Origin of the sequence: Pantoea sp. Morm (genome assembly GCF_016643525.1) — a bacterium.
GTDB lineage: Bacteria > Pseudomonadota > Gammaproteobacteria > Enterobacterales > Enterobacteriaceae > Pantoea > Pantoea dispersa.
Genome location: NZ_VOQX01000010.1, coordinates 1 through 13,917 on the forward strand (window position 1 = coordinate 1; position 13,917 = coordinate 13,917).

General features: G+C 59.1%; 12 protein-coding genes. 7 read left to right on the top strand and 5 right to left on the bottom strand.

Translation table 11 applies throughout. The features are described 5' to 3' along the window. The 3 genes from metF to metB form a co-directional block, all read right to left on the bottom strand. On the bottom strand, positions 1 to 886 hold an 886-nt coding region (gene metF, locus FT726_RS05580; RefSeq protein ID WP_346302553.1), incomplete at its 3' end, for a methylenetetrahydrofolate reductase. A 216-nt stretch (positions 887 to 1,102) separates the two neighbouring features. Continuing rightward, positions 1,103 to 3,535 (bottom strand): bifunctional aspartate kinase/homoserine dehydrogenase II, encoded by a 2,433-nt coding sequence (locus FT726_RS05585; protein WP_021506835.1) that lies wholly within the window; start codon positions 3,533 to 3,535, stop codon positions 1,103 to 1,105. A 2-nt stretch (positions 3,536 to 3,537) separates the two neighbouring features. Continuing rightward, positions 3,538 to 4,698 carry a cystathionine gamma-synthase gene (metB, locus tag FT726_RS05590; RefSeq protein ID WP_021506836.1) on the bottom strand — a complete coding sequence of 387 codons (1,161 nt, stop codon included), beginning with the start codon at positions 4,696 to 4,698 and terminating at the stop codon, positions 3,538 to 3,540. A gap of 279 nt (positions 4,699 to 4,977) precedes the next feature. Here metB and metJ point away from each other — a divergent pair, with 279 nt between their 5' ends. Next, positions 4,978 to 5,295, top strand: a complete 318-nt coding sequence (metJ, locus tag FT726_RS05595) for a met regulon transcriptional regulator MetJ (RefSeq protein WP_007885403.1) — start codon at positions 4,978 to 4,980, stop codon at positions 5,293 to 5,295. A 77-nt stretch (positions 5,296 to 5,372) separates the two neighbouring features. Here metJ and rpmE read toward each other — a convergent pair whose 3' ends face one another. Beyond that, positions 5,373 to 5,588: a 50S ribosomal protein L31 gene (gene rpmE, locus FT726_RS05600; protein WP_021506837.1), complete on the bottom strand. Its 216-nt coding sequence runs from the start codon at positions 5,586 to 5,588 to the stop codon at positions 5,373 to 5,375. Between the two features lie 276 nt (positions 5,589 to 5,864). Between rpmE and priA the strand changes: the two genes are divergently transcribed. From priA to FT726_RS05630, 6 genes are all read left to right on the top strand, one after another. Then, the gene (gene priA, locus FT726_RS05605; protein WP_288420875.1) at positions 5,865 to 8,063 is read left to right on the top strand and encodes a primosomal protein N'; all 2,199 of its coding nucleotides are present in this window, start codon (positions 5,865 to 5,867) and stop codon (positions 8,061 to 8,063) included. Between the two features lie 124 nt (positions 8,064 to 8,187). Then, complete coding sequence (gene cytR / locus FT726_RS05610) at positions 8,188 to 9,267, top strand: DNA-binding transcriptional regulator CytR (protein WP_370445720.1); 1,080 nt, start codon at positions 8,188 to 8,190, stop codon at positions 9,265 to 9,267. A 153-nt stretch (positions 9,268 to 9,420) separates the two neighbouring features. Further along, complete coding sequence (ftsN, locus tag FT726_RS05615; RefSeq protein WP_072209006.1) at positions 9,421 to 10,323, top strand: cell division protein FtsN; 903 nt, start codon at positions 9,421 to 9,423, stop codon at positions 10,321 to 10,323. Between the two features lie 142 nt (positions 10,324 to 10,465). Beyond that, the gene (hslV, locus tag FT726_RS05620; RefSeq protein ID WP_031279590.1) at positions 10,466 to 10,996 is read left to right on the top strand and encodes an ATP-dependent protease subunit HslV; all 531 of its coding nucleotides are present in this window, start codon (positions 10,466 to 10,468) and stop codon (positions 10,994 to 10,996) included. Positions 10,997 to 11,007: 11 nt separating this feature from the next. Then, positions 11,008 to 12,342 (top strand): HslU--HslV peptidase ATPase subunit, encoded by a 1,335-nt coding sequence (gene hslU / locus FT726_RS05625; protein ID WP_021506842.1) that lies wholly within the window; start codon positions 11,008 to 11,010, stop codon positions 12,340 to 12,342. A 149-nt stretch (positions 12,343 to 12,491) separates the two neighbouring features. Beyond that, positions 12,492 to 12,854: a YibL family ribosome-associated protein gene (locus FT726_RS05630; protein WP_346302554.1), complete on the top strand. Its 363-nt coding sequence runs from the start codon at positions 12,492 to 12,494 to the stop codon at positions 12,852 to 12,854. 6 nt (positions 12,855 to 12,860) lie between these two features. On the opposite strand, the gene FT726_RS05635 is transcribed toward FT726_RS05630, so the two are convergent. Continuing rightward, on the bottom strand, positions 12,861 to 13,823 hold the full coding sequence (locus tag FT726_RS05635; protein WP_132466969.1) for a VirK/YbjX family protein: 963 nt from the start codon (positions 13,821 to 13,823) through the stop codon (positions 12,861 to 12,863). Between the last annotated feature and the right edge of the window lie 94 nt (positions 13,824 to 13,917).

Consider the following 13,917-nt stretch of genomic DNA (forward strand, 5'->3'; position numbering starts at 1 on the left):
GCGTCGGGCGAACACCCAGCGTGTGGCAGATGGCGTAGCTCATCTCGGCGCGGTTTAGCGTGTAGAAATGAAAGTCCTTCACCCCTTCGCGCGACAGAATTTTCACCATGTCCATGGCGATATTGGCACCGACCATTTTGCGCGTCTCCGCATCATCATCCAGCCCGTCAAACATGGCGTTCATCCAGCCCGGTACGCGCACGTTGGTCATGGTGGCGAAACGCTGCAGCTGTTTAAAGTTAGAGACCGGCAGAATGCCCGGCACGATCTCCACGTCGATACCGGTAGCCACGCAGCGATCGCGAAAGCGCAGATAGCTCTCCACGTCGAAGAAAAACTGGGTGATCGCGCGACTGGCGCCGGCATCTATTTTTCGCTTCAGGTTGATCAGATCCGCCTGCGCACTCTTCGCTTCCGGATGCACTTCGGGATAGGCCGCTACCGAGATGTCGAAATCACCGACCTCTTTCAGCAGCGACACCAGATCGCTGCCGTACATGTCCGGTTTGCCGCCGCCCGGTGGTAAATCGCCGCGCAGCGCCACGATATGGCGAATGCCGTTATTCCAGTAGTCACGCGCAATGGCGCGCAGTTCATCGCGCGTCGCATCAATACAGGTGAGGTGCGGTGCCGCTTCCAGTCCGGTGCGCTCTTTAATGCCTTTGATGATGCTGTGAGTGCGGTCGCGCTCGCCGGAGTTGGCTCCGTAAGTGACCGAGACGAATTTGGGTTTCAGGCTGCTCAGGCGGTCGATGGAGTTCCACAGGGTTGCTTCCATTTCGCTGGTGCGGGGCGGGAAAAACTCAAAAGAGACATTAATTTGCCCGTTCAGCTCAGCCAGGCTCTGGTTCAGCGCTTCGCGCTGATTGGCATGAAAGAAACTCATCCTGTTACCTCATCATCACATATCGATTAATTTGCGAACCGCGAACATCCATACGTTTAGACGTCCAGATGCACAAAATGAACGATCTTCAGCTTAGCGTCAACATAAAATTGCTTGCCGGGCGTGACAAATATTCAACCAAAGTGAAAGGGATTCACCTGACGGGGGGAAGCAGAGGGAAAAACGCAGACAGCGGACGCCGTCTGCGCAGCAGGTTTACAGCAGTTGGGCGAGACGATTGATATCAGACTGGAGCGCACCGGCGGTGACATCCCGGCCGGCGCCCGGCCCGCGGATCACCAGCGGATTGTCGCGATACCAGCGGCTTTCAATGGCAAACACGTTATCGCACGGCAGCAGCGCCGCCAGCGGATGCTCCGGACGCACCGCTTCCACGCCGACGCGCGCTTTACCGTTGGCATCGAAACGCGCCACGTAGCGCAGCACCAGACCCATCTCCTGTGCGGCTTCGAAGCGCTGCAGCATCTGCTCGTTCAGCTCGTCAGCGTTTTCAAAGAAGTGGTCGATGGATTCGCCTTCGCACTGTGACGGCACCAGCGATTCAACCCGCACCTGATCCGGTTCGATGTCGTAACCGGCTTCGCGCGCCAGAATCACCAGTTTGCGCATCACGTCCTGACCGGAGAGATCGACGCGCGGGTCGGGCTCGGTTAAGCCCTGCTGCCACGCCTGATCGACCAGCTCGCTGAACGGCACCGTGCCGTCAAACTGCAGGAACAGCCACGACAGCGTGCCGGAGAAGATACCGCTGATCGCCAGAATGCTGTCGCCGCTTTCGCGCAGGTCGCGCACCGTGTGATTGACCGGCAATCCGGCACCCACGGTCGCGTTATACAGCCAGTGGCGACCGGTTTTGGCGAAGGCATCGCGTACCTGACGCCAGCTCTGGCCGCTGGCAGCGCCGGCCACTTTGTTGGCGCTGATGACGTGGAAGCCGTGGCTGGCAAAATCGTGATACTGCTGCGCCAGCGAATCACTGGCGGTGACGTCGAGCACCACCAGATCGTCAAACGGGTGCGCGCGCATCCACAGGAACAGCGACTCTTCGTCGCGCGCTTCCGCTTCATCATCAAAGAAGGCCAGCGCCCGGCTGGCGTCGAGGCCGTCATAGCTCAGCAGGCTGCGGCTACTGTCCGCCACGCCCGCCAGCACAAACTCGAACCCGGTACGCGCCGACAGCGTCTCCTGCTCGCGCGCGAACAGCTCCAGCCAGCGTGAACCGATATTACCTTTGCCAAACAGAATCAGGCCGATGCGCTTCTCGGCGCGGAACAGCGACTGGTGCAGTCCCTGAATCAGGTGCTGGGTCGGTCCGACGCGCAGCACCGCCACCAGGCTGATGTGATCTTCTGACTGCCAGACGAATTCGACCGGCTGGTCTTTGATCTGCTGCCAGAAGCGATGGCTGTGCAGCGGATTACGCGTTACGCCAGCACCGACCAGCGCCACCAGCGCCAGACCGTCGCGCAGCTGCAGATGACCGGGCAGCGCCGCGTCCTGCAGCAGGTTAAAGGCGCTGTTGACCACTTCCGAGGTGTAACACAGCTGCAGCAGGCGACGATCCGGATGGATACCCATCGCCAGCGGACGCAGCTGCGCGCGCTTCAGCAGCAGATCGATCTCTTTCTGCTGGGTGGCAAAATCGTGGCTATCAGGAATCTGAATCTCAACCAGGCAGACATCGTCGTGGCTGGTGACAATGCGCGCGCCGGTACCGGATGCCAGCACGCGCTCAATGCGCGTTGAGCCCTGCTCCGGCTGATAGCTGCAGCGCAGCTGTAAATCGATGTCGCTATTGGAGACCGGCTGCAGCGTACGCGTGTGCAGCACCGGCGCCGCCAGTCGGGCCAGCTCGCTGGCCTCATCCAGCCGCAGCAGCGGCAGCAGGCAGGCATCGGAGACCTTGCGCGGGTCCGCGCTGTAAACGCCAGCCACGTCGCTCCAGATGGTGACGCGGTTCACGCCCGCCAGCGCGCCAATCTGCGTTGCCGAGTAGTCAGAGCCGTTACGGCCGAGCAGCACGGTTTCGCCCGCTTCGCTGCGGCTGATAAAGCCAGTGACCACCAGACGCTTATGCGGATGCTGCGCCAGCAGCGCCTGCAGCAGCGGCCAGGATTTGCCTTCATCTACCTGCGGCTGTGCCGCACGTTCGGCACGCAGGAAGTCGCGTGCGTCCAGCCACGCCGCTTCGATATCACGCTGGCTGAGCACCGCCGCCATCAGGCGCGCCGACCAGATTTCGCCGTGGCCGACCACTTCGGCGTACACCGCATCGGTGATGGCGCCGTCGAGCAGCGCAGCCAGGCGTTCAAGATCGCGGATGAAGGCTGCGGTCAGGGTTTCTGCATATTCAGCAGGCAGCAGTGCAGCGATCAGCTCGCTGTGAAAACGGCGTAACGCCTGTTGCACCTGATGGGCCGATAAGCGATCGCTCTGGCTCAGCTTGAGCCAGCTAATCAGCTGGTTAGTGGTGCTGCCAGCGGCAGAGACCACCATTAAGTCGCCCGGCTGGCTGTAATCGGCCATGATACCGGCGACGCGCTGATAACAGCGCGCGTCGGCCAGGCTACTGCCACCAAATTTATGCAACTGCTTGATCGGCGTTCCCGCGCCTGCTGAAATCGTCATGGTTACCCCTCGGCTGCGATCCTGAATGCATTATCCAGGTCGGCGATTAAATCTTCGTGATCTTCAATTCCGACAGAAATACGCAGCAGCGAGTCGGAAATGCCCGCTGCGGCACGCGCGTCCGCCGACATGCCGGCGTGCGTCATGGTGGCGGTGTGCGAAATCAGACTTTCCACGCCGCCCAGCGACTCCGCCAGCGTAAACAGCTGCAGCGCTTTCAGGAAGCGGCGCAGCCGCGCCTCATCGGCGTCGAGTTCAAAACTGAGCATCGCGCCAAAACCGCGCTGCTGACGCGCGGCAAACTGGTGGCCGGCATTCTCTGGCAGAGACGGATGATACAGCTTTTTCACCAGCGGTTGTTGCTTCAGGTAATCAACAATCGCCAGAGCGTTACGCTGCGCCGCCGCCATGCGCGGTGCCAGGGTGCGCAGGCCGCGCAGCAGCAGATAGCTGTCAAACGCCGCGCCGGTGACACCAATGTTATTCGCCCACCAGGCGAGTTCCGTGACCAGCGCCGGATCTTTAGCGATAACCGCACCGGCCACCACGTCCGAGTGACCGTTCAGGTATTTGGTGCAGGAGTGGATCACCAGATCGGCACCCAGCGCCAGCGGGTTCTGCAGCGCCGGGCTGAGGAAGGTGTTGTCCACTACGCTCACCGCACCGGCAGCACGCGCGGCGGCGCAGATGGCCGCAATGTCCACTACGCGCAGCAGCGGATTGCTCGGGCTTTCGACCAGCACCAGCTTTGGTTTTTCCGCCAGCGCCGCCGCCAGCGCCGCTTCATCGCCCTGATCGACAAACTTCACGCGGTAAGCGCCGCGCTTGCTCAGGCTGTCAAACAGACGATAGCTGCCGCCGTAGCAGTCGTGCGGCGCCACCAGCAGATCGCCTGGCTTCAGGAACACCGTCGTCACCAGATGAATCGCCGACATCCCGGTGTTGGTCAGCACCGCGCCCGCACCCCCTTCCAGCTCAGCCAGCGCGCGCTGGACCACATCGCGCGTCGGGTTACCACGGCGTGAATAGTCATGCGCGCGCGGCTCGTTGAAATCGAGGAAGTTATAGGTGCTGGAGAGGTGAATCGGTGGGACAACGCAGCCATATTGCTCGTCATCATTCAAACCGCTGCGTACTGCGATGGTTGCCTGTTTACGCGTCATGGTGCTTACTGTTCCTGAAGTGTAATAAAAAAGTGGCAACAGAATAACACTCCGCAACTGGACGTCAATACATCTGGACATCTAAATGTCTTTGCGTATAGATTGAGCAAAGCCGCAATACCCGCTAAAATTACGCGTCATCGCCTGGTGTTCAGCGCGCTTTCCTGTGAAACGCGATGTGTAAGCATAAAACCGGCAGTTTAAGCGGTCAGGCATCGAAAAATCGGGCATAATCAACGGATTTCCCCATATTCAACTTTTTATTGATTAAGGTAACCCATGGCTGAATGGAACGGCGAATATATCAGCCCTTACGCTGAACACGGTAAGAAGAGCGAGCAGGTTAAGAAGATTACAGTTTCTATCCCGCTGAAAGTGCTGAAGATTTTAACGGATGAGCGTACCCGCCGTCAGGTGAACAATCTGCGTCACGCCACCAACAGCGAACTGCTGTGCGAAGCCTTTTTGCATGCCTTCACCGGGCAACCGCTGCCGAATGATGTTGATCTGCGTAAAGAGCGCAGCGACGAGATTCCGGAAGAAGCAAAACAGATTATGCGTGAGATGGGCATCGATCCCGACAGCTGGGAATACTGAGGCCAGAAATAAAAAAACCCAGCCGAGGCTGGGTTTTTTCTTGCAACCGAATCGTGAAGATTCGCCGGCAAATAATCTTATTTCTTGCTGCCTGGGATGCTGAAACGCTTGTTGAAGCGATCAACACGACCACCAGAGTCAACAACACGCTGCTTACCGGTGTAGAACGGGTGGCATTTGCCGCACACGTCCAGGTTCAGGGTACCAGTCATGGTTGAACGGGTGTTGATCACGTTGCCGCAAGAGCAGGTGATGGTCACAGCTTCGTATTTCGGGTGAATACCTTGTTTCATGGGAGAACCTCATAAAAGGCCGTGTCGCTCTCCGTGCCAGGCGAACCTGCACAGCACCACACGCGGTTAATAAATGGTGTATCTTTGACGAGTCATCTCATCAAAGGCGGCATAGTATACAGAAAATGAGCGCATTGATCAAATCCGCGCAATGCGCCGTGCTCTGCCATGCCGGGTAAACGCCTGCAGCCAGCGCCGCCGCGCGCTGAAGTATGACGGGGGTGACGCCAGCGTGTACACTACTTCTCCTTTTTACAGAACCGGATAGAGATCGACATGCCCGTTGTTCAGGTTGCCCTGCCCGTTCCGCTGCCTCGCCTGTTTGACTACCTGCTGCCCGCCGATGCGCCGCAGCCGGTGGCCGGCGCGCGCGTGAGCGTACCGTTCGGCAACCGGAAAATGACGGGCATCGTGGTTAGCACGCGCGCCACCAGCGATCTCCCCCTTGCCCAGCTGAAACAGATTGATGCGTTACTCGATGACCGCTCGCTGTTTTCGCCGGCGCTGTGGCGCATCCTCAACTGGGCCGCCGGTTACTATCACTCTCCGCTCGGCGAAGTGCTCAGCCACGCGCTGCCGGTACTGCTGCGTCAGGGCAAACCGGCCCAGGAAGCGCCGCTGTGGCAGTGGGTGGTGAACGAAGCCGGGCGCGAAGTGGCGCTGGAAAGCCTGAAGCGCGCGCCGAAACAGCAGCAGGCGCTGGCGGCGTTGCGTCAGCGGCCGCTGTATCGGCATCAGATCGGCGAGCAGGATTTTACCGATGCCGCGCTGCAGGCGCTGCGTGCCAAAGGCCTGTGCGACCTGCGCGAACATGCGCCACAGCAGCACGACTGGCGCACCAGTTTCGCGGTGAAAGGTGAACGGCTGCGGCTGAATACCGATCAGGCGATGGCGGTGGGCGCCATTCGCAGCGAGGACGAACATTACGCCGCGTGGCTGCTGGCAGGCATTACCGGATCGGGTAAAACCGAGGTCTATCTCAGCGTGCTGGAGAATGTGCTGGCGCGCGGCAAACAGGCGCTGGTGCTGGTGCCGGAAATTGGCCTGACGCCGCAAACTATCGCCCGTTTCCGTGAACGCTTCGATGCGCCGATTGATGTGCTGCACTCGGCGCTCAATGACAGCGAGCGTCTGGCGGTCTGGTTGCGCGCGCGCAGCGGCGAGACCGCCATCGTCATCGGCACACGATCCGCGCTGTTCACACCGCTGGCGCGGCCGGGCGTGATCATCATTGATGAAGAACACGACAGCTCCTACAAACAGCAGGAAGGCTGGCGCTACCAGGCGCGCGATCTGGCGGTATTCCGCGCTCACGAAGAAGATGTGCCGATTGTGATGGGCTCGGCGACGCCGGCGCTGGAGACGCTGCACAACGTGCGTGTCGGTAAATATCGCCAGCTCAACCTGACCAAACGTGCCGGTAACGCCAAACCGGCGCTGCAGCAGCTAATCGATCTCAAGGGACAGCAACTGAAAGGCGGTCTTGCGCCGGCGCTGCTGGGCAAGATGCGCCAGCACCTGCAGGCGGATAATCAGGTTCTGCTGTTTCTCAATCGCCGCGGCTTTTCGCCGGCGCTGATGTGCCACGACTGCGGCTGGCTGGCGGAGTGCCAGCGCTGCGACAGTTATTACACGCTGCATCAGCAGCATCGTCAGCTGCGCTGTCACCACTGCGACAGCCAGCGTCCGCTGCCGCATCAGTGTCCGGGCTGCGGTTCAACCCATCTGCTGCCGGTCGGCGTGGGCACGGAACAGCTGGAGCAGCAGCTCAGCACGCTGTTTCCTGGCGTGCCGGTGTCGCGCATCGATCGCGACACCACCAGTCGCAAAGGCGCGCTGGAACAGCATCTGGCCGATGTGCATCGCGGCGGAGCGCGCATTCTGGTCGGCACGCAGATGCTGGCCAAAGGCCATCACTTCCCGGACGTGACGCTGGTATCGCTGCTGGATGTCGATGGCGCGCTGTTTTCCGCCGATTTCCGTGCCGCCGAGCGCTTTGCCCAGCTCTACACACAGGTCGCCGGCCGCGCCGGCCGCGCCGGTAAGCAGGGTGAAGTGTTACTACAGACGCACCATCCGGAGCATCCACTGCTGCAAACGCTGCTGCATCGCGGCTATTTTGCGTTTGCCGATCAGACGCTGCTGGAGCGCCAGTCAGTGCAGCTGCCGCCGTGGACCAGCCACGCACTGTTTCGCGCTGAAGATCTGGATAACGCGCAGGCGGCGGAGTTCCTTACTCAGCTGCGTAACCTGCTGGAAGCCAGCCCGCTCAAAGATGGGGCGATGTGGCTTATGGGGCCGGTGCCGGCGCTGGCACCGAAGCGCAGCGGACGCTGGCGCTGGCAACTGCTGCTACAGCATCCGTCGCGCAAGCGGCTGCAGCAGTTGCTGAGCAGTTCACTGCCGCTGGTCACCACCCTGCCCGCCGCGCGCAAAGTCAAATGGACGCTGGATATCGACCCCACCGAGAGTTAAGCCGCGCCACATCTGCGAGCCAGATCGAAAAAAGTCGCACAAGTCACAATTTTTATGCAAATTAAGTAACAACCTCACACGGCGTTGGGTTAACAATAGTGCCCGTTCCGGCACTGGGCCGGCTATGTGTGAATATCTATGCGCTGTACCGCGTCAGGAGTTAACGTTGGATCAGAAGCAACCCTCATCGGCAGCCACCATGAAAGATGTGGCCGAGCAGGCTGGCGTCTCCACCGCCACGGTTTCGCGCGCGCTGATGAATCCGGAAAAAGTCTCCGCCGCGACCCGGCAGAAAGTGGAACAGGCGGTGCAGGCCGTCGGCTATGCGCCGCACGGTCTGGCGCGCAACGCCAAACGCGGCGACACGCAAACTATTCTGGTGATTGTGCCGGACATCTGTGACCCTTTCTTCAGCGAGATTATCCGCGGCGTGGAAGTGACCGCCGCGCAGGAAGGCTATCTGGTGCTGATTGGTGACTGCGCGCATCAGGATCAGCAGGAGAAAACCTTCCTTAACCTGATGCTGACGCGCCAGATTGACGGCATGGTACTGCTGGGTTCGCAGCTGCCGTTTGACGCCGGTATTGAAGATCAGCGTAATCTGCCGCCGATGGTGATGGGCAACGAGTTCGCGCCGGAGATGGCGCTGCCCACGGTGCATATCGATAACCTGACCGCGGCCTTTGAAGCGGTGAATCATCTGTTACAGCTGGGCCATCGGCAGATCGCCTGCATCACCGGACCGGAACATATCCCGCTCAGCCAGTATCGGTTGCAGGGCTACATCCAGGCGCTGCGCCGCAGCAATATCGCCATCGATCCCACGCTGATTGTGCACGGCGACTTCACCTTTGAAGCCGGTGCCAGCGCGCTGAAGCAGCTGATGAGCCTGCCGCAGCCGCCGAAAGCCCTGTTCTGCCATAGCGATCTGATGGCGCTGGGCGCGATGAACCAGGCGCGTAAGCTGGGAATGCGTATTCCGCAGGATCTGTCGGTGGTCGGCTTTGATGATATCGAGCTGGCGCAATACTACGATCCGCCCCTGACCACCGTGGCACAGCCGCGTTTTGCCATTGGCCGCGAAGCGATGCTGCTGCTGCTGGATGAACTGCAGGGCAAACGGGTCAATAACGGTTCACGCCTGCTCGACGCCGAACTCCGCGTCCGCGGCAGTACCGCACCGGCAGCAAAACGCGAAAAATGAATGCGGGAACCCTGCATTTTCAGCAGATTCTGAAGGCAGACTGTGCTGGTCAAAGTTCCAGCCCTTGAGTAACATGACGCATTCCTTGCCGGGCAAAATTAACACCCCATTTACACGCCCAGTGGCATTTTTTTGAAGGGTATCAGAACGAAAGTGGCACAGAGAGATTACGTAGGCCGCGGGCGTTCAACAGGGACGCGTCGCAAAAAACCCGCAGGCCGCAGCAAGAAAAGCAAAGGCGGCTCCGGCACTTCAAAGCTGATGATAGTACTGGCCGTGGCAGTGCTGGTGACCTTTGCCGGTGGTTTATGGTTCATCTCGCATCACAAAAAAGAAGAAACACCGGTGATTCCGAATCATAAAGCCAACGGTAATGGCCTGCCGCCGAAGCCGGAAGAGCGCTGGAAGTACATCAAAGAGCTGGAAAATCGTCAGGTGACCGTGCCGTCGCCCACCGAGCCGTCTGCCGGTGGCGAAATCAAGTCGCAAACCCAGCTGACCGACGAACAGCGTCAGCTGCTGGAGCAGATGCAGGCCGATATGCGCCAGCAGCCGACCCAGCTGAATGAAGTGCCGTGGAACGAACAAACCCCGGCTCAGCGCCAGCAAACGCTGCAGCGTCAGCAGCAGGCACAACAGCAACAACAGCAGTTGCAGCGTCAGCAGCAGCAGTTACAGCAGCAGCAGCGTCAGCAACAGTTGCAGCAGCAGCGCCAGCAGGAATTGCAGCAGCAGGCGGCACGCCAGCAGCAGCAACAGGCCGCGCCGATCACTCGCGAGCCGGCGAAGCCGCAGGAGAGCGCCAAAGCCAAAACGGAAGAGAAAGCGAGCACCCAGCGCTGGATGGTGCAGTGTGGCTCGTTTAAAGGCACCGATCAGGCGGAATCGGTACGCGCCGGTCTGGCGTTTGAAGGTTTCGAAAGCCGCATCACGACTGGCGGCGGCTGGAATCGCGTGGTGATTGGGCCGTTTAAAGACCGCAGCAGCGCAGACAGCACCGTGAAGCGCCTGCACAGCTCCGGCCACAGCAGCTGTATCCCGCTCGCCCTGCCTTAACCCTCCCTGCTCGCCCCCGGCAATTTGCAGCATCAGATATTGCCGGGGGTTGAAACCCCACAGGATTACCCCATATCTGGTTGCATGATACGCCGCGCCCGCTGCGCGGTGTCTTTTTTCCACTGCAACAAGGGGTCTGCCCGTGACAACAATAGTAAGTGTACGACGCAACGGCCGGGTCGTGATCGGCGGTGATGGCCAGGCGACGCTCGGCAATACCGTAATGAAAGGCAATGTTAAAAAGGTGCGTCGTCTTTACAACGACAAAGTGATCGCGGGCTTTGCTGGCGGCACCGCAGATGCCTTTACCCTGTTTGAACTGTTCGAACGCAAACTGGAGATGCATCAGGGCCATCTGGTGAAAGCCGCGGTCGAACTGGCGAAAGACTGGCGTACTGACCGGATGCTGCGCCGCCTTGAAGCGCTGCTGGCGGTTGCCGATGAGAACTCCTCTCTGATCATCAGCGGTAACGGTGACGTGATTCAGCCGGAAAATGACCTGATTGCCATCGGTTCCGGCGGGCCTTACGCCCAGGCAGCCGCCCGCGCGCTGCTGGAGAACACGGAGATGGGTGCGCACGATATCGTAGCCAAAGCGCTGAATATCGCCGGTGATATCTGCATCTACACCAACCACAACATTAACTACGAAGAATTACCGTCTAAGGCGTAAGGACCAAAACCATGTCTGAGATGACTCCACGCGAGATTGTCAGCGAGCTTAACCGCTTCATCATCGGCCAGGACGGCGCCAAAAAAGCGGTCGCCATTGCGCTGCGTAACCGCTGGCGCCGCATGCAGCTTGACGAAGAGCTGCGCCATGAAGTGACCCCAAAAAACATCCTGATGATCGGCCCGACCGGCGTCGGTAAAACCGAAATCGCCCGCCGTCTGGCGAAGCTGGCCAATGCGCCGTTCATCAAAGTTGAAGCCACCAAATTCACCGAAGTGGGCTATGTCGGGAAAGAAGTGGATTCGATTATTCGCGATCTGACGGACTCCGCCATCAAGATGGTGCGCAGCCAGGCGATCGAGAAAAACAAATATCGCGCCGAAGAGATGGCAGAAGATCGCATTCTGGATGTGCTGATCCCGCCAGCGAAAAACAACTGGGGCCAGCCGGAGCAGAGCGCTGAGCCGTCCGCTGCCCGCCAGTCGTTCCGCAAAAAACTGCGCGAAGGCCAGCTGGATGACAAAGAGATTGAGATCGATCTGGCTGCTGCGCCGATGGGCGTTGAAATCATGGCGCCTCCGGGCATGGAAGAGATGACCAGCCAGCTGCAGTCGATGTTCCAGAACCTCGGCGGCCAGAAGCAGAAACCGCGTAAGCTGAAAATCAAAGATGCGATGAAGCTGCTGATTGAAGAAGAAGCGGCCAAGCTGGTGAATCCGGAAGAGCTGAAGCAGGACGCCATCGACGCGGTTGAACAGCACGGTATCGTGTTCATCGACGAAATCGACAAAATCTGTAAGCGCGGCGGCCAGTCGTCGGGCCCGGATGTGTCACGTGAAGGCGTACAGCGCGATCTGCTGCCGCTGGTGGAAGGCTGCACCGTGTCCACCAAACACGGCATGGTCAAAACCGACCATATCCTGTTTATCGCCTCCGGTGCGTTCCAGGTGGCCAGCCCGTCGGATCTGATTCCGGAGCTGCAGGGTCGTCTGCCGATTCGCGTTGAGCTGCAGGCGCTGACGGTCAATGATTTCGAACGCATCCTGACCGAGCCGAACGCGTCCGTGACCGTACAGTACAAAGCGCTGATGGGCACCGAAGGCGTTAACGTTGAATTCACTGAAGACGGCATCCGTCGCATCGCCGAAGCGGCGTGGCAGGTGAACGAAACCACCGAGAACATCGGTGCACGTCGTCTGCACACCGTGCTGGAGCGTCTGATGGAAGATATCTCCTACGACGCCAGCGATCGCCACGGCGAATCGATCACCATCGATGCCGAATACGTTGGTCAGCATCTGGATGAACTGGTGGCCGACGAAGATCTCAGCCGCTTCATTCTGTAATTCCAGCCAATACCCAGCCTTGCGCTGGGTATTTTTTTGCCCGCACGCCGCGCTGCACCCGATTATCCCGTTGCCTCTGTTGTCGCTGCGCTGCAAAAGCGGGCGGATTTGATGTATCCTTTGCCTGTTTTCCTTAATGAGTTTTCCCAATGAAAGAACAAGAAAAAACCGAGATTAAACGTCTCAGCGACCAGCTGGACGCGCTGAATCGCAAAGAACCGCAGCTGCTTGAAGCGGGCGATGCCGAAAAGCTTGGCGCGCTGCTGAAAGAGAAAGAGACGCTGGTGCAGGAAATTGAGCGTCTGCGCAACGTGCGCGAAGAGAAGCTGAGCAAAGAAGCCCAGCAGCTGAAAAAGCTGCCGTTCAGCCGTGAAATCACCAAAAAAGAGCAGGCGAACATGGGCGCGCTGAAGAAAAGCGTGCGCGGCCTGGTGGTGGTACACCCGATGACCGCGCTGGGACGCGAGATGGGGCTGAAGGTGATGACCGGCTACGCGAAGCAGCCGTTCTGATTACCGTTACGCGGCGTGGGCCACGTCGCGTTCTGCCCCGGCAGCCTGCAGCACCTGCTGCGCCAGCGTATCCAGCAAGGCATAGCGGCGGCGATACTCCGCGCGCTTCTTGCTGGCAATCTCTTCCAGATCTTTACGTGCCATGCTCAGCGGCAGCGTAAACAGCTCATCACCCCGCATTTCCCCGCCCAGTGACAGCCAGAACTCGCTATAGCTGGCAAAGAATTTATCACCTTTGCTGTGACGGTAGCGCAGACTGCGGAAAACATGGGTGGTATCGCCGACGGCGGTAATGGCCTGTACGCCGCACTGTGCCGCCAGAATAAATACTGCTTCCATCAGCAGACGCTTGGGAAATACGCCGTGCGCGGCTTTGGTGGCATCGCGAATAACGTCACTGGAAATATGTTTCCGCGGCCCCTGCAAGCCCCCAATTAATAGCGTGCGCTGCTGCTGCTCCTGAATAATAGAGAATGACAGCGAGGCCAGCGTCATGTCCTGATAATTAAGCAGCAGCGTAATTTCCCCTTCCCGGTCGTAATGGCCGGAGCAGCAATAAATCGCAAACTGCTCCTCGTTTTTGCCGTCGAAACGGGCAAGGAGATTACCAGTCGGGCTCAGCAGCAACTGGCGCAGCTGATTATTCGCCAGTTTGTCCATCAATTGATAATGATCGAGAATCGCCTGCGCACGCTGCGCCACGCTGAAACCGGCGCGCAAATACGGGCGATGCGGCTTAGCCGGCAGTAAGCCCTGGCTGCTTAACAGCTGCGGCAGAAAAGAGAGTTTGGCCAGCTGATGGAGATAATTAAAAGTGGTCAGTGGAAATACCGCTGACCTTAAGGCAAATTTCAGGCGAAATTGCTGGCTATTCCACAGCTTATTTGGCCGCAGCTTTCCACTGACTAAAGGTATAAACAGCGCGGCCGACGAAACGGAGTCCGGCTCAGAATGTGTAATAATAGACATGATTATTTTTACGTCGCGAGATAACTGAAGGCTACTGTATGCCCCAAATTATCAACGGCGCGTTAATAACCACTTTAGCCTGGTCATGACGTGG